Origin of the sequence: Pontitalea aquivivens (genome assembly GCF_046507575.1) — a bacterium.
GTDB lineage: Bacteria > Pseudomonadota > Alphaproteobacteria > Rhodobacterales > Rhodobacteraceae > Pontitalea > Pontitalea aquivivens.
In genome coordinates this window covers 30,570-54,858 of the sequence record NZ_JBKFEY010000010.1, presented here as the reverse complement: position 1 = coordinate 54,858, position 24,289 = coordinate 30,570, and the positions used below count along the sequence as shown (strand labels likewise).

At 66.4% G+C, this 24,289-nt stretch carries 23 protein-coding genes and 1 pseudogene; 16 read left to right on the top strand and 8 right to left on the bottom strand.

Going from position 1 to position 24,289, the window contains the following annotated elements; translation table 11 throughout:
- Window positions 1–36 precede the first annotated feature (36 nt).
- The 3 genes from ACK8OU_RS12115 to fumC all read left to right on the top strand — a co-directional run bounded on the left by ACK8OU_RS12115 (window position 37) and on the right by fumC (window position 2,524).
- A complete protein-coding gene (locus tag ACK8OU_RS12115; RefSeq protein ID WP_410303685.1) occupies window positions 37–465 on the top strand; it encodes a hypothetical protein in 429 nt (142 codons plus the stop codon).
- A 98-nt stretch (window positions 466–563) separates the two neighbouring features.
- Window positions 564–1,016 carry an SspB family protein gene (locus ACK8OU_RS12110; RefSeq protein WP_410303684.1) on the top strand — a complete coding sequence of 151 codons (453 nt, stop codon included), beginning with the start codon at window positions 564–566 and terminating at the stop codon, window positions 1,014–1,016.
- Between the two features lie 113 nt (window positions 1,017–1,129).
- Window positions 1,130–2,524, top strand: a complete 1,395-nt coding sequence (gene fumC / locus ACK8OU_RS12105) for a class II fumarate hydratase (RefSeq protein WP_410303683.1) — start codon at window positions 1,130–1,132, stop codon at window positions 2,522–2,524.
- A gap of 134 nt (window positions 2,525–2,658) precedes the next feature.
- Here fumC and ACK8OU_RS12100 read toward each other — a convergent pair whose 3' ends face one another.
- On the bottom strand, window positions 2,659–4,512 hold the full coding sequence (locus ACK8OU_RS12100; protein WP_410303682.1) for an ABC-F family ATP-binding cassette domain-containing protein: 1,854 nt from the start codon (window positions 4,510–4,512) through the stop codon (window positions 2,659–2,661).
- Between the two features lie 60 nt (window positions 4,513–4,572).
- Window positions 4,573–4,848 carry a hypothetical protein gene (locus ACK8OU_RS12095; protein ID WP_410303681.1) on the bottom strand — a complete coding sequence of 92 codons (276 nt, stop codon included), beginning with the start codon at window positions 4,846–4,848 and terminating at the stop codon, window positions 4,573–4,575.
- A gap of 266 nt (window positions 4,849–5,114) precedes the next feature.
- Between ACK8OU_RS12095 and ACK8OU_RS12090 the strand changes: the two genes are divergently transcribed.
- From ACK8OU_RS12090 to ACK8OU_RS12080, 3 genes are all read left to right on the top strand, one after another.
- Complete coding sequence (locus tag ACK8OU_RS12090) at window positions 5,115–6,119, top strand: Fe(3+) ABC transporter substrate-binding protein (protein ID WP_410303680.1); 1,005 nt, start codon at window positions 5,115–5,117, stop codon at window positions 6,117–6,119.
- Between the two features lie 110 nt (window positions 6,120–6,229).
- On the top strand, window positions 6,230–7,171 hold the full coding sequence (locus tag ACK8OU_RS12085; RefSeq protein WP_410303679.1) for a nucleoside hydrolase: 942 nt from the start codon (window positions 6,230–6,232) through the stop codon (window positions 7,169–7,171).
- A gap of 165 nt (window positions 7,172–7,336) precedes the next feature.
- Window positions 7,337–8,758: a protein adenylyltransferase SelO gene (locus tag ACK8OU_RS12080; RefSeq protein ID WP_410303678.1), complete on the top strand. Its 1,422-nt coding sequence runs from the start codon at window positions 7,337–7,339 to the stop codon at window positions 8,756–8,758.
- Here the strand turns inward: ACK8OU_RS12080 and ACK8OU_RS12075 are convergent, their stop codons facing one another.
- The gene (locus ACK8OU_RS12075; protein WP_410303677.1) at window positions 8,759–9,412 is read right to left on the bottom strand and encodes a hypothetical protein; all 654 of its coding nucleotides are present in this window, start codon (window positions 9,410–9,412) and stop codon (window positions 8,759–8,761) included.
- 80 nt (window positions 9,413–9,492) lie between these two features.
- Between ACK8OU_RS12075 and ACK8OU_RS12070 the strand changes: the two genes are divergently transcribed.
- From ACK8OU_RS12070 to eno, 3 genes are all read left to right on the top strand, one after another.
- Entirely contained in the window at window positions 9,493–10,194 is a 702-nt protein-coding gene (locus tag ACK8OU_RS12070; RefSeq protein ID WP_410303676.1) for an endonuclease/exonuclease/phosphatase family protein, read from the top strand.
- A 203-nt stretch (window positions 10,195–10,397) separates the two neighbouring features.
- On the top strand, window positions 10,398–11,261 hold the full coding sequence (locus ACK8OU_RS12065; RefSeq protein WP_410303675.1) for a DMT family transporter: 864 nt from the start codon (window positions 10,398–10,400) through the stop codon (window positions 11,259–11,261).
- 89 nt (window positions 11,262–11,350) lie between these two features.
- On the top strand, window positions 11,351–12,628 hold the full coding sequence (gene eno, locus ACK8OU_RS12060) for a phosphopyruvate hydratase (protein ID WP_410303674.1): 1,278 nt from the start codon (window positions 11,351–11,353) through the stop codon (window positions 12,626–12,628).
- A 126-nt stretch (window positions 12,629–12,754) separates the two neighbouring features.
- Here eno and ACK8OU_RS12055 read toward each other — a convergent pair whose 3' ends face one another.
- The gene (locus tag ACK8OU_RS12055; RefSeq protein WP_410303673.1) at window positions 12,755–13,864 is read right to left on the bottom strand and encodes an anhydro-N-acetylmuramic acid kinase; all 1,110 of its coding nucleotides are present in this window, start codon (window positions 13,862–13,864) and stop codon (window positions 12,755–12,757) included.
- Window positions 13,865–13,923: 59 nt separating this feature from the next.
- Between ACK8OU_RS12055 and tyrS the strand changes: the two genes are divergently transcribed.
- On the top strand, window positions 13,924–15,174 hold the full coding sequence (tyrS, locus tag ACK8OU_RS12050; RefSeq protein WP_410303672.1) for a tyrosine--tRNA ligase: 1,251 nt from the start codon (window positions 13,924–13,926) through the stop codon (window positions 15,172–15,174).
- Window positions 15,175–15,308: 134 nt separating this feature from the next.
- Here the strand turns inward: tyrS and ACK8OU_RS12045 are convergent, their stop codons facing one another.
- Window positions 15,309–15,908 carry a peptidylprolyl isomerase gene (locus tag ACK8OU_RS12045; RefSeq protein ID WP_410303671.1) on the bottom strand — a complete coding sequence of 200 codons (600 nt, stop codon included), beginning with the start codon at window positions 15,906–15,908 and terminating at the stop codon, window positions 15,309–15,311.
- Window positions 15,901–16,407 carry a peptidylprolyl isomerase gene (locus ACK8OU_RS12040; RefSeq protein WP_410303670.1) on the bottom strand — a complete coding sequence of 169 codons (507 nt, stop codon included), beginning with the start codon at window positions 16,405–16,407 and terminating at the stop codon, window positions 15,901–15,903. The genes ACK8OU_RS12045 and ACK8OU_RS12040 overlap by 8 nt, the downstream gene beginning before the upstream one ends.
- Window positions 16,408–16,542: 135 nt before the next feature.
- Here ACK8OU_RS12040 and ACK8OU_RS12035 point away from each other — a divergent pair, with 135 nt between their 5' ends.
- From ACK8OU_RS12035 to ACK8OU_RS12010, 6 genes are all read left to right on the top strand, one after another.
- Complete coding sequence (locus ACK8OU_RS12035; RefSeq protein ID WP_410303669.1) at window positions 16,543–17,742, top strand: phosphoglycerate kinase; 1,200 nt, start codon at window positions 16,543–16,545, stop codon at window positions 17,740–17,742.
- A gap of 127 nt (window positions 17,743–17,869) precedes the next feature.
- Window positions 17,870–18,763, top strand: a complete 894-nt coding sequence (locus ACK8OU_RS12030) for a fructose bisphosphate aldolase (protein ID WP_410303668.1) — start codon at window positions 17,870–17,872, stop codon at window positions 18,761–18,763.
- A gap of 180 nt (window positions 18,764–18,943) precedes the next feature.
- Window positions 18,944–19,240, top strand: a complete 297-nt coding sequence (locus tag ACK8OU_RS12025; RefSeq protein ID WP_410303667.1) for an FtsB family cell division protein — start codon at window positions 18,944–18,946, stop codon at window positions 19,238–19,240.
- A gap of 73 nt (window positions 19,241–19,313) precedes the next feature.
- On the top strand, window positions 19,314–20,318 hold the full coding sequence (gene pdhA / locus ACK8OU_RS12020) for a pyruvate dehydrogenase (acetyl-transferring) E1 component subunit alpha (RefSeq protein WP_410303666.1): 1,005 nt from the start codon (window positions 19,314–19,316) through the stop codon (window positions 20,316–20,318).
- A 13-nt stretch (window positions 20,319–20,331) separates the two neighbouring features.
- The gene (locus ACK8OU_RS12015; RefSeq protein ID WP_410303665.1) at window positions 20,332–21,699 is read left to right on the top strand and encodes a pyruvate dehydrogenase complex E1 component subunit beta; all 1,368 of its coding nucleotides are present in this window, start codon (window positions 20,332–20,334) and stop codon (window positions 21,697–21,699) included.
- Between the two features lie 12 nt (window positions 21,700–21,711).
- Window positions 21,712–23,004 (top strand): pyruvate dehydrogenase complex dihydrolipoamide acetyltransferase, encoded by a 1,293-nt coding sequence (locus ACK8OU_RS12010; protein ID WP_410303664.1) that lies wholly within the window; start codon window positions 21,712–21,714, stop codon window positions 23,002–23,004.
- Between the two features lie 93 nt (window positions 23,005–23,097).
- Here the strand turns inward: ACK8OU_RS12010 and cysE are convergent, their stop codons facing one another.
- The gene (cysE, locus tag ACK8OU_RS12005) at window positions 23,098–23,916 is read right to left on the bottom strand and encodes a serine O-acetyltransferase (RefSeq protein ID WP_410303728.1); all 819 of its coding nucleotides are present in this window, start codon (window positions 23,914–23,916) and stop codon (window positions 23,098–23,100) included.
- A gap of 114 nt (window positions 23,917–24,030) precedes the next feature.
- A pseudogene (locus tag ACK8OU_RS20630) lies at window positions 24,031–24,285 on the bottom strand (DUF7742 family protein); the annotation flags it as partial.
- Between the last annotated feature and the right edge of the window lie 4 nt (window positions 24,286–24,289).

Here is a 24,289-nt window from a genome sequence, read left to right as displayed (position 1 = left end):
GCCAGGGTCGCCCCGACAACCGCGATGGGAAGCACCATGGACCGCAAGCTCGACCTGCTGCAAAACTGGCTGCAACGCGTCTGGATCGATGGCGATCTGGACACGATCGGCCAGGACTTCACCCCTGCCGCCTGCGCCCGCGGGCTGATGGCGGGGCTGGAAATCCATCCCGATGAATTCGGCGAACTGGTGCCCGCGCTGCGTGCCCTGCTGACCGGGATCGACCTGCAGATCGCGCGCCATGTGGTCGCGGGCGACTGGCTCTGGGCGCTGATCACGGTCAAGGCGCAAGCCATGCAAAGCATGGCGCCAGTGGAATTTTCCGGCCAGCTGATGCTGCGCTTCGAAGGTGACCTGTTTGCCGAGGCGTATAATCATTTCGACATGATCTCGATGTTCGAACATCTTGGCGCGCTGCCGCCCGAAACCATGGCGCTGTGCCTGTCGGGGGAACGGCTGCGCTAGGCGGGCATTGGCCGCGGCGGGGCGCGGCCCCGGCCCGGCCCCCCTTCCCTTACGGCGCGAATCTCCTATGCTGTGGCGACCGAGGCGAAAGGACGGACATGGCGCGCAGCATCGATTACGGAAACCTCATGCACCGCGCGATGCGCGGCCTGATTCAGACCGTTCTGGCGGATGTGGCGCGTGACGGCCTGCCGGGCGAACATCATTTCTTCATCACCTTCGACACCCGCCACCCCGGGGCACAGCTGGCCGACTGGCTGCGCGCGCGCTATCCCGATGAAATGACCGTGGTGATCCAGCACTGGTTCGACAACCTTGAAGTGACGGACGACGGCTTCTTCGTGACACTCAACTTCGGCGATTCGCCCGAACCGCTGTATATCCCCTTTGATTCGATCCACACCTTCGTCGACCCGTCGGTGGAATTCGGGCTGCGCTTCGAAACCCAGTTGCATGACGACGACGAGGACGAAGACGACGACCCCGAAGAGCCCGATCCCACGCCGCGGACCGAGGCTGAGGTGGTCAGCCTGGACAAGTGGCGCAAATAAGGGACTGGCTGGCGGGGGCCGTACGGCGCCGTTAGCGGTATACATCTGCATGCCGATTGCAAAACGCCCCCCCAGCCCTTAAGACCCCCGGTAACATTTCCGTGGAGGTCCCCATGACTGCTACCCGCACCGAAACCGACAGCTTCGGCCCGCTTGAAGTTCCCGCCGACAAATACTGGGGCGCGCAGACGCAGCGTTCGATCCAGAACTTCCCGATCGGCTGGGAACGTCAGCCGGTGGCGATCATCCGCGCGCTGGGCGTGATCAAGAAGGCCTGCGCGCTGGTCAACATCGAACAGGGTGACATCGACGCCACCATCGGCAACGCCATCGCCGCCGCCGCGACCGAGGTGATCGAAGGCAGGTTCGACGACAATTTCCCGCTGGTGGTCTGGCAGACGGGGTCCGGCACGCAGTCGAACATGAACGCCAATGAGGTGATCAGCAATCGCGCGATCGAAATGCTGGGCGGGGTCATGGGCTCGAAAAAGCCCGTCCACCCGAACGACCATGTGAACATGGGCCAGTCGTCAAACGACACCTTCCCGACCGCGATGCATGTGGCGATCGGCATGGTGGCGCGCGACGTTCTGATCCCGGGCCTGCGCAAACTGCACGCGGCGCTGCTGGCGAAATCAGGGGAATTCAAGGACATCATCAAGATCGGCCGCACCCACACGCAGGATGCGACGCCGCTGACGCTGGGCCAGGAATTCGGCGGCTATGCCCATCAGGTCGCCATGGGGATCAAGCGGGTCGAAATGTGCCTGCCCCAGATCCATGAACTGGCGCAGGGCGGCACGGCCGTCGGCACCGGCCTCAACACCCGCGTCGGCTGGGACACCCGCGTCGCCGCGCAGATCGCCGCGATCACCGGCCTGCCCTTTGTCACCGCGCCCAACAAGTTCGAGGCGCTGGCCGCGCATGACGCGATGGTGATGTTTTCCGGCGCGCTGAAAACCGTGGCCGCCAGCCTGTTCAAGATCGCCAACGACATGCGCCTGCTGGGATCTGGTCCCCGGTCCGGTCTGGGTGAGCTGATCCTGCCGGAAAACGAACCCGGTTCGTCGATCATGCCGGGCAAGGTCAACCCGACCCAGGCCGAGGCGCTGACCATGGTCTGCGCGCATGTCATGGGCAATGACGCCGCCGTGGGCTTTGCCGGCAGCCAGGGCCATTTCGAGCTGAACGTCTACAACCCGATGATGTCCTACAACGTGCTGCAATCCATGCAGCTGCTGGGCGATGCGGCAGGCAGCTTTACCGACAACATGGTGGCGGGCACGCAGGCCAACACCGCGCGCATTGAAAAGCTGATGAAGGAATCGCTGATGCTGGTGACGGCGCTGGCGCCGACCATCGGCTATGACAATGCCACCAAGGTCGCCAAGACCGCGCACAAGAACGGCACCACGCTGCGCGAAGAGGCGATCGCGCTGGGGTTCGTCGATGGCGAGACCTTTGACCGGATCGTGCGCCCCGAGGACATGATCGGCCCCAAGGGCTGAACGCGGGCTGAAAAGCGATTGGAGAGAGGGGGGCACTGCCCCCCTCTTTGCGTTTCACGCAAGTTCATCCCCCCAAATTTACCCCCCCCCAAATTCCCCCTAGGTATTTAGGGCAAGGTGAAAGGGCCGCGCGATCAGGGGGCTTCGGCCGCTTCCAGTGCTTCAAGCGCGTCCAGCCAGAGCGCCTCGGCGCGGGTAAGGCCTTCGCGCGCCTCGGCATGTTTCTTCATCCATTTTTCCGCATCCGCCGCGCGCCCGGGTTCATAAAGCGCCGGATCGGCCAGGATCGCATCCAGCTTGCCGATCATCCCGGTCAGCGTGGTCACGCGGTCTTCGCATTTGCGCACCTGGGCGCGCAGGGCCAGGATCGCATCGCGCGACGGGCGCGCGGGCTTGTCCCTGACCTTGGGCGCCGGTTTGTCGGCGGGATCGCCGGCCAGCAGTTCGGCCCGGTAACTGTCCAGATCGCCGGCATAGGGCGCAACGCCCCCGCCCCTGACCAGCCACAGGCGGTCGGCCACCAGCGACAACAGGTGCATGTCGTGGCTGACCAGCACCACAGCGCCGGAATAGGCGGTCAGCGCCTCGACCAGCGCCTCGCGGCTTTCGATGTCGAGGTGGTTGGTCGGTTCGTCCAGGATCAGCAGATGCGGCGCATCCAGCGTCGCCAGCAGCAGCGACAGCCGCGCCTTCTGCCCGCCCGACAGCTTGCGCACCTGCGTTTCCGCCTGGTCGGCCAGCAGGCCAAAGCCCGCCAGCCGCGCGCGCAGCCGGGGCTGGCCCTCATCGGGGCGCAGGCGCTGGATATGCTGCAAGGGGGTTTCGTCCAGATCCAGTTCATCCACCTGATGCTGCGCGAAATAGCCGATCCGCAGCCTGGCTGACCGGGTGATCCGCCCCTCGAAGGGTTCCAGCTTGCCCGCCAGCAGCTTGGACAGGGTCGATTTCCCCTCACCATTGCGGCCCAGAAGCGCGATCCGGTCGTCCTGGTCGATCCGCAGCGACAGACGCTTGAGCACCGGCGGCCCGCCATAGCCCACCGCGCAGCCCTCCATCGCGATGATCGGGGGGGACAGCTGCTCGGGCGCTGGGAAGCTGAACACCTGCTTTGCCGCCTCTTCGGGGGGGGTGATCGGCTCCATCTTTTCCAGCATCTTGACCCGGGCCTGGGCCTGCGCCGCCTTGGTGGCCTTGGCCTTGAAGCGGTCGACAAAGCTTTGCAGATGCGCGCGCCGGGCCTCTTGCTTCCTGGCCTCGGCGGCCAGGGCCGCGCGGGCGGCAGCGCGGGCGCGGGCGAACTGGTCGTATCCGCCCGACCACAGCGTCAGCTTGCGGTTGTCCAGATGCAGGATCGCGCCCACGGCCCGGTTCAACAGGCCCCGGTCATGGCTGATGATGATGACGGTATGGGGATATTTCGCCAGATAGCTTTCCAGCCACAGCGCCCCTTCCAGATCCAGATAGTTCGTCGGCTCGTCCAGCAGCAACAGGTCAGGCTGGGCAAACAGAACCCCCGCCAGCGCCACCCGCATCCGCCACCCGCCCGAGAAATCCGAACAGGGCCGGCGCTGCGCCTCGGCATCAAAGCCCAGGCCCTTCAGGATGGCGCTGGCGCGGCCCTCGGCCGACCAGGCGTCGATATCGGCCAGCCGGGTCTGGATCTCGGCGATGCGATGCGGATCGGTCGCGGCCCCCGCCTCGGCCAGCAGCGCCGCGCGTTCGGTATCGGCCGCCAGCACCGTATCCAGCAGGCTGGTCGCGGAACTGGGCACCTCTTGCGCCACGCCGCCGATGCGGGCGCGGGCGGGCAGGCCGATCCCCCCGCCCGCGGCCGCAAGTTCCCCCCGGATCAGGCGGAACAGCGTGGTCTTGCCCGCGCCATTGCGCCCGACAAGGCCCACCTTGTGGCCCTCGGGAATCGTGGCGCTGGCGCCTTCAAACAGCGGGCGGCCTTCGACGGAATAGGTCAGGTCGGTAATCTTCAGCATGGGCCCGAGCGATGAAGCACCGCGCGGGCCTTGTCAATCGGCCAGGGGCCCCGGCCGGGCTCAGTTCAGCAGCGCCGCGACCCGCTCGACCGGCCAGGACCGGAAGCCCACCATGGGCTGGTCGTCCTCTTCGGAAAAGGCAAAGACATGGATTTCATCGTGCAGCATCGCCATGCGGCAGAACCGCCCCTGCAGCGCCAGATCCGCCGGACAAACCTCCAGGTCGACATGCGGCACCGCCGCCTCGAACATCTGATAGTTCAGCGGCAGCGGCGCGCTGTCGGCCAGAACAGGTGCAGGCAGCAGCGCAAGGGACAGCAGGACAATCGGGCGCATCGGGGTCTCCTTTCAAGGGTGTGCATAATGGCGCGCACAATTCCTGACTTTTTTAATATGTCTTTTCGATGCGGCGCACTGTCACACCCCCATGCCTCTTCGGCTTTGCGCAAATATCCTCGGGGGGTGAATTGGCGCATCGCGCCAAGAGGGGGCAGACAGCCCCCCGGCCCCGCCCGCCACAAACCCGATTTTTTCGATCAGGTATTGACCCGATCAGTTTTGTCAGGTTTACACAGGCCATATCCCGACCAAAGGAGTCACCCATGACCGCGCGATTCGCCCTGACCCTCACCACCGCCCTGATCGCCCTGCCCGCGCTGGCCGAGGAAGTGAACGTCTATTCCCACCGCCAGCCCGAACTGGTCCAGCCGCTGTTTGACGCCTTCACCCGGGAAACCGGAATCGCCGTCAATGTGGCCTTCGTGGACAAGGGCATGGTCGAACGCCTGCAGGCCGAGGGCACGCGCAGCCCGGCCGATCTGGTGATGACCGTCGACATCGCGCGCCTGCAGCAGGTGGTCGGGGCGGGCGTGACCCAGCCCGTCGCCTCGCCCGCGCTCGAAGCCGCGATCCCTGCCGAATTCCGCGATCCGGCGGGCCATTGGTATGGCCTGACCTCGCGCGCGCGCATCGTCTATGCCAGCAAGGACCGCGTCGCCGAGGGCGAAGTGACCAGCTACGAAGACCTGGCCGATCCGAAATGGAAGGGCCGGATCTGCACCCGCCCCTTCACCAGTGACTATAACGTCGCCCTGACCGCCGCCCATCTGGCCCATCACGGCGAGGCGGATACCCGCGCCTGGCTGGAAGGCGTCAAGGCCAACCTTGCGAAAAAGCCCGAGGGCAATGACCGCGGCCAGGTGAAGTCGATCTGGTCGGGCGAATGCGACATCAGCCTGGGCAACACCTATTACATGGGCCAGATGCTGGCCGACCCCGAACAGAAGGAATGGGCCGACAGCGTGCACATCGTCTTCCCGGTCTTTGACGGCACGGGCACGCATCTGAACGTCTCGGGCGTGGCGATGACGACCGCGGCCCCGAACAAGGCGGCCGCGCTGAAACTGATGGAATTCCTGGCCTCGGATGCCGCGCAGGCGATCTATGCCGAAAGCAACCACGAATTCCCGCTGAAAGAGGGCGTGAAACGCTCGGATCTGGTCGCCAGCTGGGGCGACTTCACCGCCGACACCCTGCCCCTGGCCGAGGTCGCCCGGCTGCGCCCCGCCGCGCTGAAGCTGATCGAAGAGGTCAATTTCGACGGCTGACCCCGGTGCGGGCACCCGAAAGCCCCGGCCCCCGCCGGGGCTTTCGCTTTGGGCGATCTGGACAAGGACGACCGGCCAAGCCACTGTGCCGCAAACCATCAGGAGAGCCCATGACCGCGCCGCGCAAGATCATCATCGACACCGACCCCGGCCAGGACGATGCCGTGGCGATCCTGCTGGCGCTGGCCAGCCCGGACCTTGAGGTGCTGGGCATCACGGCGGTGGCGGGCAACGTGCCGTTGCAGCTGACCGCGCGCAACGCCCGCGTGGTCTGCGAACTGGCGGGCCGACCCGACATCCGGGTCTTTTCGGGATGCGCGGCGCCGATGACGCGCCAGCTGGTGACGGCGGAATATGTGCATGGCAAGACCGGCCTCGACGGCATCGTCCTGCCTGATCCCACCATGCCGCTGCAGGATCAGCACGCGGTCGATTTCATCATCGACACGCTGCGCGCCCTGCCCGAGGGCGCGGTCACGCTCTGCCCGCTGGGGCCCCTGACCAATATCGCCACCGCCTTCACCCGCGCGCCCGACATCATCCCCCGCGTGGCCGAAATCGTGCTGATGGGCGGCGCCTGTTTCGAGGTGGGCAACGTCACCCCCGCCGCCGAATTCAACATCTATGTCGACCCCGAAGCCGCGGACATCGTGTTCGGATCCGGCGTGCCGCTGGTGGTGATGGCGCTGGATGTGACCCACAAGGTGCTGACCACCCGCCCCCGGGTCGAGGCCTTCCGCGCGCTTGGCACCCGTGTCGGCCATGCGGTCGCCAGCTGGACCGATTTCTTCGAACGCTACGACATGGCGAAATACGGCAGCCAGGGCGCACCGCTGCATGACCCCTGCGTCATCGCCTATCTGTTGCGCCCCGACCTGTTCGAGGGCCGCCATGTGAATGTGGAAATCGAGACGCGGTCCGACCTCACCCGAGGCATGACGGTGACCGACTGGTGGCGCGTCACCGACCGGCCGACCAATGCGATGTTCATGGGCAGCGTCGATGCCGAAGGCTTTTATGCGCTGCTGACCGACCGGATCGCCCGGCTTTGAATCCCGCGCGCCCGTGCCGGCTGCGGGACGCCTCCGGCGGGGGAGTATTTGGACCAAGAAGAAGCCGCATGTTTCTTCTTGGCAAAAATACTCAGGCCCGGCCCGCCACAGGCGCCACCTTGCGACGGGGGCGACGCGGCCTATATCCGGGGCAAGGAGAAGGTGATGACGCTGCGCTTTGACAACAGCTATGCCCGCCTGCCGGGCCGGTTTTATGCCCGACAAGCCCCGGTGCCGGTGGCAGCGCCAGGGCTTGTCGCGGTGAACCGGGCCCTGGCTTCGCGGCTGGGGCTGGATGCCGGCTGGCTGGAAAGCCCCGCGGGCGTGGCGATGCTGGCGGGCAATGCCGTGCCCCAGGGCGCCGAGCCCCTGGCGCAGGCCTATGCCGGGCATCAGTTCGGCGGCTGGGTGCCGCAGCTGGGTGATGGCCGCGCGATCCTGCTGGGCGAGATCGTGGCCCCCGATGGCGCCCGGTTCGATCTGCAACTGAAAGGCGCGGGGCGCACACCGTTTTCGCGCGGCGGCGACGGGCGGGCCTGGCTGGGGCCGGTGATCCGCGAATATGTCATGTCCGAGGCGATGGCGGCGCTGGGGCTGCCCACCACGCGCGCGCTGGCCGCGGTCACCACCGGCGAGCCGGTCCTGCGCGGGACGGACGCGATGCCGGGTGCGGTTCTGGCGCGGATCGCGGCCAGTCATATCCGGGTGGGCACGTTTCAGTATTTCGCTGCGCGGAACGATGAAGATGGTTTAAGGGCGTTGTGCAACCACATGATAAAACGCCATTACCCGCAAGCTGATGGCCCCTTGGGCCTGCTGCGCGCGGTGGTGGCGGCGCAGGCGCGGCTGATTGCGGGCTGGATGTCGTCTGGTTTCATCCACGGGGTGATGAACACCGACAACATGGCGCTGTCGGGGGAAACCATCGACTATGGTCCCTGTGCCTTCATGGATGCCTATCACCCGGGCCGCGTCTTTTCCTCGATCGACCGGGGGGGGCGGTATGCCTATGCCAACCAGCCGCAGATCGGGGCCTGGAATCTGGCGCAATTCGCCACCTGCCTGTTGCCGCTGATGGGCGAACGCGAGGCCGCGATCGAAGCCGCGACCGAGGCGGTTCATGGCTTTGGCCCCGCCTTCCAGGCCGAATGGCTGGCGCGCTTTGGCGCCAAGATCGGGATTGCCGCCGCCACCGGGGCCGATCTGGACCTGATCGAGACGCTTTTGTCGCGCATGGCGCTGCTGCGGGCCGATTTCACCCGCACCTTCCGCGGCCTTTTGGATGGTACGGCGCGCGCGGAATTCGCGGAACCCGATGCCTTTGACCAGTGGGCCGGTCTGTGGCGCGACCGGCTTGCGCAAGAGGCCGATCCGCGCGCGGTGATGGCCGCGGCCAATCCCGCCCGCATCCCGCGCAACCACCGCGTGGAAGAGGCGATCCAGGCCGCGGTCGCAGGTGATCTGGCCCCCTTCCACCGCCTGAACGCGGCGCTGGCCCGGCCCTTTGAGGACGATCCGGCCCTGGCCGATTACAGCCTGGCGCCGCGGCCCGACCAGATCGTCCACCGCACCTTTTGCGGCACCTGATCAGTCGCGGTGCTTGCGGAACCAGCGCCGGTTGCGCGCGACGAAATCGCCAAACACCCCGGTAAAGCCGCCCAGTTGCCGCCCCTTCAGCCAGGCAAAGCCCGCCAGCGCGCCGATGCTGGCGCCGATCACGTCGACGATCAGGTCGCCCATCGTGTCCACCAGCCCCGATTTCTGCATGTTCAGGCCAAAGATCTGATCCATGCCGAATTCGAAGATTTCCCACAGGGCGCCGATCGTGACCGCGATGGTAAAGCCGATCAGCGCCAGCGCCCAGGCGGGGGCGGCAAAGCGGTCGCCCTCGAACAGCATGAAGGCAAAGAGGAACCCCAGCATCCCGAAGCCAAGCGCCGAGCCGCCGTGCAAAACCACATCCCACCACCAGTATCTGTTATAGAAATCAAAGGCCTCGCCCAGAAAGATCGTGGCAAAGATGAACAGCGTGATCCCCACCAGAAAGGCGGTGGGCAGCCGCAGCCCCATGCGTGAGGACAGATAGATCGGCGCCAGCGTCAGCGCCGCGGTAATCGTGGCAACCCCCGCCAGCGGCCATTGGCGTTCCCACAGCGCCACCAGGAACTCCACCGCCAGCGCCGCCCAGATCATCTGGATCGCCAGGGGCTGCGCCCGCACCCGCTGCCAGTGATCCTTCATCATCCCCATCCACACCAAGTTGATCGCGGGGATGCATTTTGGCACTGCATTCGCGCGCATGATCCCCCCATATCTGCAACATGACCATCCGCATCGCGTCTTACAATGTGCATAAATGCGTGGGCTCGGACGGGCTGCGCGATCCGCATCGCGCGGTGGCGGTGATCAACGCGCTGTCGGCCGATATCGTCGCCCTGCAAGAGGTCGACCTGCGGATGGGCCATCGCCCCGCCGCCCTGCCGCCGCGCATGATCGAAGAGGAAACCGATTTCGAGGTGGTCCCCTTTGACCGCACCGGCCCCAACAGCCTGGGCTGGCATGGCCAGACGGTGCTGGCACGGCGGGGGCTGCGGGTCTCGCAGGTGCATCCCATCACCTTGCCGGGGCTGGAGCCGCGCGGCGCATTGGCCCTTGAGGTCTCCGAGGCGGGCCTGCCGCCGTTCCGGCTGGTTGCGGCGCATCTGGGGCTGCGGCGGGTGGACCGGCGCGCGCAACTGCACAGGATCGGCGAATATCTGGCGGCGGCGGCGCCGCGCCCGGCGCTGGCGATCGGCGATTTCAACGAATGGTCGCGCAAGCGTGGCTTTGAACCGCTGGCGGGCTTTGCCGTTCACGCCCCCGCCCCCACCTTCCCCGCCCGCGCACCCTTTGGCCATCTGGACCGGCTGGTGCTGGGGCCGGGGCTGCAGGTGGTGCGGGCGGGCGTGCTGGACACGCCGCTGTCGCGCCACGCTTCGGATCATCTGCCGCTTTGGGCCGATGTCGCGGGGCTGCGCGGCTGACGGACGCGCAACGGGGGGGAATTGTGGGGGGGGGAATTGTGGGGGGGGGGAATTGTGGGGGGGGGGAATTGTGGGGGGGGGGAATTGTGGGGGGGGGGAATTGTGGCCCACACAATCGCGCGCTTTACGCCGCCCCCCGCCGCGCGCTAAAGCCTGCCCGCGCGGGATTTGACCGCAGGGAAAAAGGCGGTTCGGAACAGATCATGGAAAACCTGCGCGGCAGCCTGTTGATGGTGGCGGCGATGGCCGGATTTGCCATCGAGGACATGTTCGTCAAGTCCATGTCCGCGCGCCTGCCCGTGGGCGAGATCCTGGCGCTGCTGGGCGCGGGCGGGGCGATCATCTATGCCGCCTTCGCGCGCGCCCGCGGCGAGCGGCTGATCAGCCGCGATCTGATCGCGGGATCGGTGATCCTGCGCAATCTGGGCGAACTGGTGGGCACCATCGCCTTCATCTCGGCCGTCGTCTTCACACCGCTGGCGCAGGCCTCGGCGATCCTGCAGGCGACGCCGCTGGCGGTGACGCTGGGCGCGGCGCTTTTCCTGGGCGAAACGGTCGGCTGGCGGCGCTGGTCGGCGATCGCGGTGGGGTTCGTGGGTGTGCTGATCGTGATCCGCCCGGGGACCGAGGGGTTTTCGGCACATTCGCTGTTTGCCGTGGTGGCGGTGCTGGGGCTGGCGGGGCGCGATGTGGCCACCCGCCGCGTGCCCGGCGCCATCACCTCGCTGCAGCTGGCGACCTATGGCTTTGGCGTTCTGGTGCCGGCAGGGCTGATCCTGGCCTGGGTGGCGGGCACGCCGCTGGTGGCACCCGATGCGGTCGAATGGGCCCGGATCGCGGGGGCGCTGGTGGCGGGCACGGCCGGCTATTACGCGCTGATCGCCGCGATGCGGCTGGGCGAGGTCGCGGTGATCACCCCCTTCCGCTATACCCGGCTGGTCTTTGCGCTGATCATCGGCTGGCTGGTCTTTGACGAAGCCGTCGATGCGGCAACGCTGCTGGGCGGCGCGGTGATCGTGGCCTCGGGGCTTTACACCCTGCTGCGTGAGGCGCGGTTGCGTCGCTAACACCGCCGTTATCGCCACCACACCCTTCCCGTGGAATAAACCCCGGGCTATAGAGCGGCCAACGGAACACACCCGAAGGGACCCGAGCCATGAGCACGATCATCGATATCCACGCCCGCGAAATCCTGGACAGCCGGGGCAACCCGACCGTCGAGGTCGATGTGGTCCTGGAAGACGGCACGCTGGGCCGCGCCGCGGTGCCCTCGGGCGCCTCGACGGGCGCGCATGAGGCGGTGGAACGGCGCGATGGCGACAAGGCGCGCTACCTGGGCAAGGGCGTGCTGGAAGCGGTGATGGCGGTGAATGGCGAAATCGCCGAAAACCTGGTGGGTGAGGACGTCACCGAACAGGTTGAAATCGACCGCATGATGATCGAACTGGACGGAACCCCGAACAAGTCGCGTCTGGGCGCCAATGCGATCCTGGGCGTGTCGCTGGCCGTCGCCAAGGCCGCAGCCGATTTCACCACCCAACCGCTTTACCGCTATGTTGGCGGCACCAACGCGCGCATCCTGCCGGTGCCGATGATGAACATCATCAACGGCGGCGAACATGCCGACAACCCGATCGACATCCAGGAATTCATGATCATGCCGGTCAGCGCGGGCAACATCCGCGAGGCCGTCCGCATGGGCGCCGAGGTATTCCACACGCTGAAAAAGGAACTGTCGGCCGCGGGCCTGGCCACCGGCGTCGGTGATGAGGGCGGCTTTGCGCCGAACCTGTCCTCGGCCCGCGACGCGCTGGACTTCATCCTGCGCGCGATCGAAAAGGCCGGCTACCGCCCGGGGGACGACATCTGCCTGGCGCTCGACTGCGCCTCGACCGAATATTTCAGGGGCGGCAAGTACGAGATGAAGGGCGAGGGCAAGACCCTGTCGATCGACGAAAACGTCGACTACCTGGCCGCCCTTTGCGCCGATTACCCGATCCTCTCGATCGAGGATGGCTGCGCCGAGGATGACTGGGCCGGCTGGAAGCTGCTGACCGAACGCCTGGGCGCATCGGTTCAACTGGTGGGTGACGATCTGTTCGTGACCAACCCCGCGCGCCTGGCCCGCGGCATCAGGGAAGGCTGCGCCAACTCGCTGCTGGTCAAGGTCAACCAGATCGGCACCCTGACCGAAACGCTGGACGCCGTCCGCATGGCAGACCGCGCGCGCTATACCAGCGTGATGTCGCACCGCTCGGGCGAGACGGAAGACGCCACCATCGCGGATCTCGCGGTCGCCACGAACTGCGGCCAGATCAAGACCGGCAGCCTTGCGCGATCGGACCGGCTGGCGAAATACAACCAGCTGATCCGCATCGAGGAAATGCTGGGCGAAACCGCCGAATACGCCGGCCGCTCGATCCTGAAGGGCTAAGCCCGCCGGGGGCAAGGCCCGCCCTTGCCCCCTTCTTCTTGGCCCAAATACTCACGGCCCGCGGATTGCCAGCCGCGGGCCGTGAGTATTTGGGCCAAGAAGAAGCCAGACGCGCAGGACCAGGGATCAGCGTGGCATGCTGATCTTTCCCCCACCCACATGCGCGGCAACGCCCGTGGTGGCGGGCCCCGATGTCGGCAGGCCGCGCGCCACCCGGACCGCCAGGAAGGCGAAGGCCTGCGCCTCCAGCATGTCGCCGTTCAGGCCCAGATCCTCGACTGGCGCCACCGGGCAGGGCAGACGGCGGGCAAGTTCGACCATCAAGGCCTCGTTCAGCCGGCCCCCGCCCGCGACATGGACGGCGGCGGGGGGGATCGGGAAATGTTCGCCCCCCCGGGCAACGGCTGCGGCGGCGCAGGCGGTCAGGGTCGCTGCGGCATCGGCATCGGCCAAGGCCGCGACCGCCCGAAGCAGATCGTGGAAATCGTTTCGATCCAGCGATTTGGGCGGCATCCGCAGGAAGAAGGGATGGGCAAGAAAACGGTCCAGCACCGCCGCATCGGCCTGCCCCGACAAGGCCAGAGCGCCCCCTTCATCGCAATCAAGGCCAAGGCGTTCCTGCATCAGATCGTTGACCGGCGCATTGGCGGGCCCGGTATCGAAGGCCAGCACCGCGCCGGGGGTCTCGGGGGCGGGCTGGCGCGGATCGACCCAGGTGACATTGCCCACCCCGCCCAGGTTCAGGAAGACCGCGGGCTGGCGCAGCCCTGCCCGAAGCGCGCAGGCAAAGTGAAAGAAGGGCACCAGCGGCGCGCCCTGCCCGCCCAGTTCCACATCGCTGGAGCGGAAATCCCAGACCACCGGCCGATCCAGGACGCGTGCCAGCACGGCCCCATCGCCCGCCTGATGTGTGCGCCGCCGCCCCTGGCGGCCTTGCGGGTCATGGGCCAGCGTCTGGCCGTGAAAGCCCACAAGCCCGGCCTCGGGGAAGGCCGACAGCAGTTCGGCATGGGCGGTCTCGACCACTTCGGCGGCCTCTTCCACCCCCGCCTCGCCCGGCCAGCGCCCAAGGGCCGCGCGCAGCACCGCCCGTTCGGCCTCGCTGTAGGGGCGATAGGCGTGGCGGCCAAACTCCAGGATCTGCCGCCCGTCGGTCAACACCAGCGCCGCATCGACCCCGTCCAGCGACGTGCCCGACATCGCCCCCACCGCCCAGACCGGCCCCGTTTTCAACATGGCTTCCCCTTCGCCCCTTGCGCCGATATATGCATTCCCGTCAAAGAGGGACAAGCACGATGACCTACCATCCGAAATCAGACTTCATGCGCGTGATGATCGAGCGGGGCTATCTGGCCGACTGCACCGATTATCAGGCCCTGGACGAGGCGCTGATCAAGGGCGTCGTGCCGGCCTATATCGGCTATGATGCCACGGCGGCGTCCTTGCATGTGGGCCATCTGCTCAACATCATGATGCTGCGCTGGCTGCAAAAGACCGGGCACAAGCCGATCACGCTGATGGGCGGGGGCACGACCAAGGTGGGCGATCCGTCCTTCCGGTCGGAAGAACGCCCGCTGCTGACGCCCGGCCAGATCGACGCCAACATCGCCGGCATGAAGCAGGTCTTTGCCCGCTACCTGCGCTATGGCGAGGGTGCGAATGACGCGATCATGCTGAACAATGCCGAATGGCTGGATCAGCTGAACTACCTCGATTTCCTGCGCGACATCGGGCGGCATTTCAGTGTCAACCGCATGCTGTCGTTCGAATCGGTCAAGTCGCGGCTGGACCGGGAACAGTCGCTGTCGTTCCTGGAATTCAACTACATGATCCTGCAGGCCTATGACTTCCTGGAACTGAACCGCCGCTATGGCTGTCTGTTGCAGATGGGCGGGTCGGACCAGTGGGGCAACATCGTCAACGGCATCGACCTGACGCGCCGGGTGCTGGACCATGAAATCTATGGCCTGACCTCGCCGCTGCTGACCACCAGCGACGGGCGCAAGATGGGCAAATCCGCCGGCGGCGCGGTCTGGCTGAACGGCGAGATGCTGAGCCCTTACGAATTCTGGCAGTTCTGGCGCAACACCACCGATGCCGATGTGGGCCGGTTCCTGAAGCTTTACACCGAATTGCCGGTGGACGAATGCGACCGCCTGGGCGCGCTGCAGGGGTCCGGGATCAACGCGGCCAAGATCATCCTGGCCAATGAGGTGACCGCCCTGCTGCACGGGCCCGAGGCAGCCGCGGCCGCCGAGGCCACCGCGCGCGCGGTCTTTGAAAAGGGCGGCGTGGGCGACGATCTGCCGACGCTGGCGCTGAGTGCCGCGGATGTGGCCGAGGGTATCAGCTTTGCCCAGCTGATCCTGCGCTCGGGCCTGGCCAAGACCGGCAAGGATGCGAAACGGCTGATCCTGGAAGGTGCGGCGCGGGTCAACGATGAGGTCGAGGCCGATCCGGGGCGCATGTTCGGCGCGGGCGATCTGGCCGGGCCGCTGAAACTGACCGCGGGCAAGAAGCGCCACGCGCTGGTCACTCTGGGCTGAGCCCGCGCTGCCGAAACAAAAAAGCCCGGTCCGAAATGGCCGGGCTTCTTCTTGGCAAAAATACTCTGCAGGTGGTCCGGAGGGTGCAAAACCCTCCGGCGGGGGGTCCGGGGGGCTGGCCCCCCGGCCTGGCCTTATTCAACCACCGTCGCGCTGGCGATGTAATCGGGCGCGGCCACCAGACCGTTCAGCGCCGGATCGCCCTTGGCCAGGGCATCGACGACCTGCATCCCGTCCAGCACATGACCGACGATGGTATATTGCCCGTCCAGATGCGGGGCCGCGTCGAACATGATGAAAAACTGGCTGTTGGCCGAATCCGGGTTCTGGCTGCGGGCCATGCCGACCATGCCGCGCACGAACGAGCGGTTGGAAAATTCCGCCGGCAGATCGGGGCGGTCTGACCCGCCCATCCCCGCCAGCTTCGTGTCGCCGCCGCGTTTGCCGAACTGCACATCGCCGGTCTGCGCCATGAAACCATCGATCACCCGGTGAAACACCACATCATCATAGGCGCCTTCGCGTGCCAGCGCGGTGATCTGCTCCACATGCCTGGGCGCGACATCGGGCAGCAGATCGATCACGATCTGGCCGGTGGCCGATCCGCCCACCTCCAGCACCAGATTCGGGCCGGGCGTGTCGGCAATGCCCGTGCCTTCCGCCAGCGCCGCGCCCGAAAGCGCCAGCACCGCGACGATCGACAACCCCGCCTTACGCATCCCCGCCTTACGCATCGGCCGCCACCGTGACGGAAATCATCCGGTCGGGATTCGCCGGCGGCTCGCCGCGCGCGATCTTGTCGACATGTTCCATCCCCGAGATCACCCGGCCATAGACGGTATACTGGCCATTCAGGAAATGGTTGTCGTTGAAGTTGATGAAGAACTGGCTGTTGGCCGAATTCGGGTTCATCGACCGTGCCGCCCCCAGCGTGCCGCGATCATGCGGCAGCCTGGAAAATTCCGCCGGAAGATCGGGCAGGTCCGATCCGCCCGTACCCGCGCGCCGCGCATCCCAGCCTTTTTCCATATTGGCATTTTCCACATCGCCGGTCTGGGCCATGAAGCCGTCAATCACGCGGTGGAAGGCCACGTTGTCATATTGTCCGGCGCGGGCCAGCACCTTCATGCGCTCGCAATGTTTGGGCGCGACATCGCTCAGCAGCTCGATGACGACGGGGCCATCCTTCAGCTGGATGATGATGGTGTTTTCGGGGTCCTTGATCTCGGCCATGTCACTCTCCTCGGGGTCTTTGGGCGGACCTTAAGCCGCCACGGGGGGCAAGAAAAGGGCAAAGCGCGGGCCAGACGTTGCCTTTCCCGCCCGCGCGGGGCAAGTTTGCGCCAAATCAGGAACGGAGTTTTCGCGATGGGCTGGAAGACGCTCGACGAGGTGGATCTGAACGGCAAGGTCGTGCTTGTGCGGGTCGATATCAATGTGCCGCTGGAAGACGGGCGGGTGGCCGACGCGACGCGGATCGAAAAGATCGTGCCGACGGTGCGCGACATCATGGCCAGGGGCGGCAAGCCGGTGCTGCTGGCGCATTTCGGCCGGCCCAGGGGCAAGCCCGTCCCGGAAATGAGCCTGGCGCCCCTGGTCCCGGCGCTCGCGCAGGCGCTGGGGGTCAAGGTCACCTTCGCCGAGGATTGCATCGGCGGCCCGGCCAAGCGCGCGGTGGGCGCGATGAACGACCACGAGGTGGTGTTGCTGGAAAACACCCGTTTCCATGCGGGCGAGGAAAAGAACGACGCGGAACTGGCCGCCGCCATGGCCGCGCTGGGTCAGGTCTATGTGAACGACGCCTTCTCGGCGGCGCATCGCGCGCACAGTTCGACCGAGGCGATCGCCCATATCCTGCCCGCCGCCGCCGGCCGGCTGATGGAGGCGGAACTGAAGGCGCTTGAATCCGCGCTTGGCAAGCCGCAGCGCCCGGTCGCGGCGGTGGTGGGCGGCGCCAAGGTGTCGACCAAGCTGGATCTGCTGGGCAATCTGATCGAGAAGGTCGACCATCTGGTGATCGGCGGCGGCATGGCCAATACCTTCCTGGTCGCGCAGGGGCTGGATGTGGGCCGGTCGCTGGCCGAACATGACATGGCCGACACCGCCGCCGCGATCCTGGCCAAGGCGGGAACCACCGGCTGCACGATCCACCTGCCCGTCGATGTGGTGGTGGCGCGCGAATTCCGCGCCGGCGCCGCGACCGAGGTGGTGGCCGCCGATGCCTGCCCTGCGGATGCGATGATCCTGGATGCCGGCCCCCGGGCGGTGGCGGACATCGCCGCGGTTTTTGACCGCGCCCGGACGCTGATCTGGAACGGCCCGCTGGGGGCCTTTGAAATCTCGCCCTTCGATGCCGCCACCAATGCCGCCGCGCAAAAGGCCGCCGAACTGACCGAGGCGGGCAGGCTGATTTCCGTCGCGGGGGGGGGCGATACGGTCGCGGCGCTGAACAAGGCCGGTGTCGCGGCGCGCTTCAGCTATCTGTCGACCGCGGGCGGGGCCTTCCTGGAATGGATGGAGGGCAAGGACCTGCCGGGCGTGGCCGCGCTGATGCGCCAGGCCGGGTAAAGATCAGCCGGGCGGGGGCCTGGCGCCCTGCCCGTTAGCGCGATCACAATTGCGCCGCAGACCGTGACCGGCTATCTGCGGGCGCAAGGAATTTCCCGTTCAACAGGTTCATCGCAGGGGACAGATCATGCCGAATGCCAAGCAGGCCGAACAGATGCGCAACGGGGCGGGGTTCATCGCCGCGCTGGACCAGTCGGGCGGATCCACGCCCAAGGCGCTGCGGCTTTATGGCGTCGAGGAAAGCGCATATTCCACGGAAAGCGAAATGTTCGACCTGATCCATGCGATGCGCGCGCGGATCATCAGGTCGCCCGCCTTCACCGGCGACAAGGTGATCGGCGCGATCCTGTTCGAACAGACGATGGACCGCGACATCGACGGCATCCCCACCGCCACCTACCTGTGGGACAAGCGCGGCGTGGTGCCCTTCCTCAAGATCGACAAGGGCCTTGAGGCCGAGGCGGACGGCGTGCAGCTGATGAAGCCGATCCCGGGGCTGGATGACCTGCTGGCGCGCGCCGCCCGGGCCGGCATCTTTGGCACCAAGGAACGTTCGGTGATCAACGCGGCCAATCCCGCGGGCATCCGCGCGGTGGTCGATCAGCAATTCGATCTGGGCGCGCAGGTTCTGGCCCACGGCCTGATCCCGATCATCGAGCCCGAGGTGACGATTTCCATCGCCGACAAGGCCGAGGCCGAGGCGATCCTGCGCGACGAACTGCTGCGCGCGCTGAACGCCCTGCCCGCCGACCGCCAGGTGATGCTCAAGCTGACCCTGCCCAGCGTGCCCAATTTCTACAAGCCGCTGGTCGATCATCCCCGCGTGATGAAGGTGGTGGCCCTGTCGGGCGGCTACAGCCGCGATCAGGCCAATGCGATCCTGGCGCAGAACACGGGCATCATCGCCTCGTTCAGCCGCGCCCTGACCGAAGACCTGAGCGCGCAGCAATCGGACGGCGAATTCGACGCGGTGCTGGGCGCGGCGATCGACGCGATCCACGCCGCCTCGGTCGCGGGCTGACCGCGGGGCCGCGCATCCGCAGGCCAGTTTTCTGAACCGGGGGCCAATCGGCCCCCGTTCGCATCAGGGCCCCGAATTCCGGCAATTCCCCGCCGGCGGGGATTCCCTTTCGCGCGCCCCTGTGGCATCATTCGGCCAGCCGCCCGGCAGAGGCGGCATGGGCGGCAATGGGACAGGCACATGAACAACAAGCGCCGCGGGTTCGGACCCTTGATCTTCTTCACCGCAGCCATCGCGATGGGGGCCTATTTCACCTTCGCCGCCGTGCAGGGATCTTACGGGATCTTCCGGCGCGTCCAGATCGAGGCCGAGATCGCCGCGCTGGAAACGGAACGCGACCGCCTGCGTGGCGACCTGACGCGGATGGCAAACCTGACCAGCCGGCTGTCGGATGCCTATCTTGACCTTGATCTGCTGGACGAACGCGCCCGCGACGTGCTTGGCACCGTGCGCGCGGACGAGATCGTGATCCGCTGATTGCATCGGCGCTGACCTTGCGCTATGGAATGGTTTAACATTGAACTATTCCATTCGCAGGGGAGGCTGCCTGATGGCGACACGCAAGAACCCCGAGACGAAAGGCGCCCCCCGCGCCAATGTCTCGAAGGACGAGCTTCTGAAATACTACCGTGACATGCTGCTGATCCGCCGCTTTGAGGAAAAGGCCGGTCAGCTTTACGGCATGGGCCTGATCGGTGGTTTCTGTCACCTCTACATCGGGCAAGAGGCCGTCGTCGTGGGCCTTGAGGCCGCCGCGAAAGAGGGCGACAAGCGCATCACATCCTACCGCGATCACGGCCATATGCTGGCCTGCGGCATGGAACCGGGCGGGGTGATGGCGGAACTGACCGGCCGGATCGGCGGGCTGTCCAAGGGCAAGGGCGGCTCGATGCACATGTTTTCCAGGGAAAAGCACTTCTATGGCGGCCACGGCATCGTGGGCGCGCAGGTGCCGCTGGGCGCGGGTCTGGCCTTCGCCGATCTTTACAAGGGCAACGGCGGCGTGACCTTCACCTATTTCGGCGATGGCGCGGCCAACCAGGGCCAGGTCTATGAAACCTTCAACATGGCCGCGCTGTGGAAACTGCCGGTCGTCTTCGTGATCGAGAACAACCAGTATGCGATGGGCACGTCGCAGAAACGATCCACCTCGACCCCCGACATCTACACCCGGGGCGAGGCCTTCGGCATCCCCGGCGAAACCGTCGACGGGATGGATGTGCTGGCGGTGAAGGCGGCGGGCGAACGCGCCGTGGCCCACTGCCGCGCGGGCGATGGCCCCTATATCCTTGAAATCAAGACCTACCGCTACCGTGGCCATTCCATGTCGGACCCGGCAAAATATCGCTCACGCGAAGAGGTGCAGAAGGTGCGCGACGAACGCGACGCGATCGAGCATGTGCGCGAAATGCTGCTGCAGGGCGGCCATGCCAGCGATGAGGATCTGAAAGCCATCGACAAGGAAATCAAGGCCATCGTGAACGACGCGGCCGAGTTCTCGAAGGAAAGCCCCGAGCCCGATGTTTCCGAGCTCTGGACCGACATCTACGCGTAAGGGAGAGAGACGAATGGCAACCGAAATCCTGATGCCCGCCCTGTCGCCGACGATGGAGGAGGGGACGCTGGCCAAATGGCTGGTGAAAGAAGGCGATACCGTCAGCGCCGGCCAGATCATCGCCGAGATCGAAACCGACAAGGCCACGATGGAATTTGAGGCCGTCGACGAAGGCGTGATGGGCCGTATCCTGGTGGCCGAAGGCACCGCCGGCGTCAAGGTCAACACCCCGATCGCCGTGCTGATCGAAGAAGGTGAAACCGCCGATGCCGCCCCACAGGCGGCCCCCGCCGCCCCCAGGGCACAGGCGGCCGCCGCCCCGGCCACCCCTGCCCCGGCCACCCCGGCGCCCCAAACACCGAAAGCCGGTACCAGCCCCGACTGGCCCGAAGGCACCCCCATGAAAACCATGACCGTGCGCGAAGCCCTGCGCGAGGCGATGGCCGAGGAAATGACCCGCGACGAAGACGTCTATCTGATGGGCGAAGAGGTCGGCGAATATCAGGGCGCCTACAAGATCAGCCAGGGCCTGCTCGACCAGTTCGGCGCCAGGCGCGTGATCGATACGCCCATCACCGAACACGGGTTCGCCGGAATTGCGGTGGGTTCGGCCTTTGGCGGGCTGAAACCGATCGTCGAATTCATGACCTTCAACTTCGCCATGCAGGCCATCGACCAGATCATCAACTCGGCGGCGAAGACGCTTTACATGTCCGGCGGCCAGATGGGCTGCCCGATCGTCTTCCGCGGCCCCAACGGCGCCGCCGCCCGCGTGGCCGCCCAGCACAGCCAGGATTATGCCGCCTGGTATGCGCAGATCCCGGGGCTCAAGGTCGTGATGCCCTATTCCGCCGCCGATGCCAAAGGCCTGCTGAAGACCGCGATCCGCGATCCGAACCCGGTGATCTTCCTGGAAAACGAAATCCTTTATGGCCGCAGCTTCGATGTGCCGGCGATCGATGATTTCACCATCCCCTTCGGCAAGGCCAGGATCTGGCGCGAAGGCGGCGATGTGACCATCGTCTCTTTCGGCATCGGCATGGTCCATGCGCTTGAAGCCGCCGACAAGCTGGCCGCACAGGGCATTTCCGCCGAGGTGATCGACCTGCGCACCCTGCGCCCGATCGACTATGACACCGTTCTGGCCTCGGTGATGAAAACAAACCGCTGCGTCACCGTGGAAGAAGGCTGGCCCGTGGGCGCCATCGGCAACCACCTGTCGGCGGTGATCATGGAACGCGCCTTCGACTATCTGGACGCGCCCGTGATCAACTGCACCGGCAAGGATGTGCCGATGCCCTATGCGGCCAACCTTGAAAAGCTGGCGCTCGTGACCTCGGATGAGGTCGTGGCGGCGGTGAAAAAAGTCACCTATCGCTAAGGGGGAAGCACCATGGCAACCGAAATCCTGATGCCCGCCCTGTCACCCACGATGGAGGAAGGCACACTTGCCCGCTGGCTGGTGAAGGAAGGCGACGCGGTCAAATCCGGCGACATCATCGCCGAGATCGAAACCGACAAGGCCACGATGGAATTCGAGGCGGTCGACGAAGGCACCATCGGCCGCCTTCTGGTGGCCGAGGGCAGCACGGGCGTGAAGGTCAACACCCCGATCGCGGTCCTGCTGGAAGATGGCGAAGACGCGGGCACCGCCCCTGCCGCCAAGGCCAGCCCGTCCGCACCACAGGCCCCCGCCGCCGCGCAACCCCCCGCCTCGGTCCCGGCTCCTGCGCCGACGTCTCCCGCCGCCCCGGCGCCTGCCGGCACCCGCGTCTTCGCCTCGCCGCTGGCCCGCCGCATCGCGGCGGAAAAGGGCATCGATCTGGCCGCGCTGCAAGGTTCAGGTCCGCATGGCCGGATCGTCAAGGCGGATGTCGAGGGCGCCACGGCCCGCCCGGCCGCGGCCCCCGCACCCGCCGCCGCGCCCGTCCCCGCCGCGGCACCCGCCCCCGGCCCGGTTTCCGCCAGCGCGGTCGCCAGGCTCTATGAGGGCCGCAGCTTCGAGGAAGTCCCCCTTGACGGCATGCGCAAGACCATCGCCGCCCGCCTGACCGAGGCCAAGCAGACCATCCCGCATTTCTATCTGCGCCGCGAGGTGCGGCTGGATGCGCTGATGGACTTCCGCGCCCGGCTGAACAAACAGCTGGAACACCGGGGCGTGAAACTGTCGGTCAACGACTTCATCATCAAGGCCTGCGCGCTGGCGCTGCAGGCCGTTCCCGCCGCCAATGCGGTCTGGGCCGGCGACCGGGTGCTGAAGATGAAAGCCTCCGATGTCGCCGTCGCCGTCGCGATCGAAGGCGGGCTCTTCACCCCTGTCCTGTTCGATGCCGAAGCGAAAAGCCTGTCGAAACTGTCCGAAGAGATGAAGGACCTGGCCACCCGCGCCCGGTCGCGCAAGCTGGCCCCGCATGAATATCAGGGCGGCAGCTTTGCCATCTCGAACCTCGGCATGATGGGGATCGAGAATTTCGACGCCGTCATCAACCCGCCCCATGGCGCGATCCTGGCCGTCGGCGCGGGGCTGAAAAAGCCCGTGGTGAACGCCGAAGGCACGATCGAGGTGGCAACCGTCATGTCGATGACCCTGTCGGTCGATCACCGCGTCATCGACGGCGCGCTGGGGGCCGAACTGCTGCAGGCCATTGTTGCAAATCTGGAAAACCCGATGGCGATGCTGGCCTGACCGGCCAGCCCGCAAACAGACCCCGCAAAAGGACAGGGCCGCCGGGATCCCGGCGGCCCTGTCCTTGCCCTGCATCAGATGCAGATCAGACCGTCAGCCCCCGCAGTCGCAATCCTTCAGCCGCTGGTCCATCGACACCGAAGGCTGATCGCAGCCCGCATCGCCCACGATGCGCGCAGGCACCCCCGCCACCGTCTTGCAGCAGGGCACATCCTGCAACACGACCGAACCGGCCGCGATACGGCTGTTCGCACCGATGCAGATATTGCCCAGCACCTTTGCCCCCGCCCCGATCAGCACGCCGTCACCGATCTTGGGATGGCGGTCCTCTTCCTCCTTGCCGGTGCCGCCCAGCGTCACCGAATGCAGCATCGAGACATTGTTGCCCACCACCGCTGTTTCGCCGATCACGATCGAATGGGCATGATCGATCATCACCCCGCGCCCGATCCGCGCCGCCGGGTGAATATCGACCCCGAACATTTCCGAGGTGCGCATCTGCACGAAATAGGCCATGTCGCGCCGGCCCTGCCGCCACAGCCAATGCGCCACGCGATAGGATTGCAGCGCCTGGAACCCCTTGAAGAACAGCAGCGGCTGCAGAAAACGGTGGCAGGCCGGGTCGCGTTCAAAGACCGCGACCAGATCGGCCCGCGCCGCCTGCGCCAGATCGGGGTCCAGGCCATAGGCCTCATCGGCGATCTCGCGCAGGATCTGCTCGCTCATCTCGCCCGAGGCCAGCTTGAGCGAGAACCGATAGGCCAGCGACCGTTCCAGACTGCCATGGTGCAGCACGCCCGAATGGATCAAGCCACCCAGCAGCGGCTCATCACGCACCGCGGCGCGGGCCTCGTCGCAGATCCGCGACCAGACCGGATCGATCACGGTAACTTTCGCTTTGGTTTCCACCATCTCGGCACCTCTCGGCTTGTGCGTCCAGCCTATCACATAGGTCGCCGCCCTGATAGCGGAAGGCGCGGGCGGAAAAAACCCGCCATTGCATCGCCGCTGGCCCAGGGCGTCCGCGACCAGCGCAATGGCGGCCAGAAAACCCGGGTCCGACAGGCGCGGCTCGGGCGGCAGCCCGGCCCCCGCCTGCGCCACCGCCCACAGGCTGCCATTGCCCCAGGCCGGATGCGCCCGGCCGAACCGCTTGCGGTACAGATCGGCCGCATGGGCACGACCCAGCAACCGGCCCAGCGCCGCCTCGGCCTCGGCCCGTGGCAGATCGCACACCCGCCGGGCGGCGGCGATCAGATCACCCCAAAGAACCGCGCGCATCCGC

Excerpts from the sequence above, each read along its gene's own strand:
- ACK8OU_RS12115 (WP_410303685.1), top strand. The coding sequence starts at position 37 with ATGGACCGCAAGCTCGACCTGCTGCAAAACTGGCTGCAACGCGTCTGG.
- ACK8OU_RS12110 (WP_410303684.1), top strand. The coding sequence starts at position 564 with ATGGCGCGCAGCATCGATTACGGAAACCTCATGCACCGCGCGATGCGC.
- fumC (WP_410303683.1), top strand. The coding sequence starts at position 1,130 with ATGACTGCTACCCGCACCGAAACCGACAGCTTCGGCCCGCTTGAAGTT.
- ACK8OU_RS12100 (WP_410303682.1), bottom strand. The coding sequence starts at position 4,512 with ATGCTGAAGATTACCGACCTGACCTATTCCGTCGAAGGCCGCCCGCTG.
- ACK8OU_RS12095 (WP_410303681.1), bottom strand. The coding sequence starts at position 4,848 with ATGCGCCCGATTGTCCTGCTGTCCCTTGCGCTGCTGCCTGCACCTGTT.
- ACK8OU_RS12090 (WP_410303680.1), top strand. The coding sequence starts at position 5,115 with ATGACCGCGCGATTCGCCCTGACCCTCACCACCGCCCTGATCGCCCTG.
- ACK8OU_RS12085 (WP_410303679.1), top strand. The coding sequence starts at position 6,230 with ATGACCGCGCCGCGCAAGATCATCATCGACACCGACCCCGGCCAGGAC.
- ACK8OU_RS12080 (WP_410303678.1), top strand. The coding sequence starts at position 7,337 with ATGACGCTGCGCTTTGACAACAGCTATGCCCGCCTGCCGGGCCGGTTT.
- ACK8OU_RS12075 (WP_410303677.1), bottom strand. The coding sequence starts at position 9,412 with ATGAAGGATCACTGGCAGCGGGTGCGGGCGCAGCCCCTGGCGATCCAG.
- ACK8OU_RS12070 (WP_410303676.1), top strand. The coding sequence starts at position 9,493 with ATGACCATCCGCATCGCGTCTTACAATGTGCATAAATGCGTGGGCTCG.
- ACK8OU_RS12065 (WP_410303675.1), top strand. The coding sequence starts at position 10,398 with ATGGAAAACCTGCGCGGCAGCCTGTTGATGGTGGCGGCGATGGCCGGA.
- eno (WP_410303674.1), top strand. The coding sequence starts at position 11,351 with ATGAGCACGATCATCGATATCCACGCCCGCGAAATCCTGGACAGCCGG.
- ACK8OU_RS12055 (WP_410303673.1), bottom strand. The coding sequence starts at position 13,864 with ATGTTGAAAACGGGGCCGGTCTGGGCGGTGGGGGCGATGTCGGGCACG.
- tyrS (WP_410303672.1), top strand. The coding sequence starts at position 13,924 with ATGACCTACCATCCGAAATCAGACTTCATGCGCGTGATGATCGAGCGG.
- ACK8OU_RS12045 (WP_410303671.1), bottom strand. The coding sequence starts at position 15,908 with ATGCGTAAGGCGGGGATGCGTAAGGCGGGGTTGTCGATCGTCGCGGTG.
- ACK8OU_RS12040 (WP_410303670.1), bottom strand. The coding sequence starts at position 16,407 with ATGGCCGAGATCAAGGACCCCGAAAACACCATCATCATCCAGCTGAAG.
- ACK8OU_RS12035 (WP_410303669.1), top strand. The coding sequence starts at position 16,543 with ATGGGCTGGAAGACGCTCGACGAGGTGGATCTGAACGGCAAGGTCGTG.
- ACK8OU_RS12030 (WP_410303668.1), top strand. The coding sequence starts at position 17,870 with ATGCCGAATGCCAAGCAGGCCGAACAGATGCGCAACGGGGCGGGGTTC.
- ACK8OU_RS12025 (WP_410303667.1), top strand. The coding sequence starts at position 18,944 with ATGAACAACAAGCGCCGCGGGTTCGGACCCTTGATCTTCTTCACCGCA.
- pdhA (WP_410303666.1), top strand. The coding sequence starts at position 19,314 with ATGGCGACACGCAAGAACCCCGAGACGAAAGGCGCCCCCCGCGCCAAT.
- ACK8OU_RS12015 (WP_410303665.1), top strand. The coding sequence starts at position 20,332 with ATGGCAACCGAAATCCTGATGCCCGCCCTGTCGCCGACGATGGAGGAG.
- ACK8OU_RS12010 (WP_410303664.1), top strand. The coding sequence starts at position 21,712 with ATGGCAACCGAAATCCTGATGCCCGCCCTGTCACCCACGATGGAGGAA.
- cysE (WP_410303728.1), bottom strand. The coding sequence starts at position 23,916 with ATGGTGGAAACCAAAGCGAAAGTTACCGTGATCGATCCGGTCTGGTCG.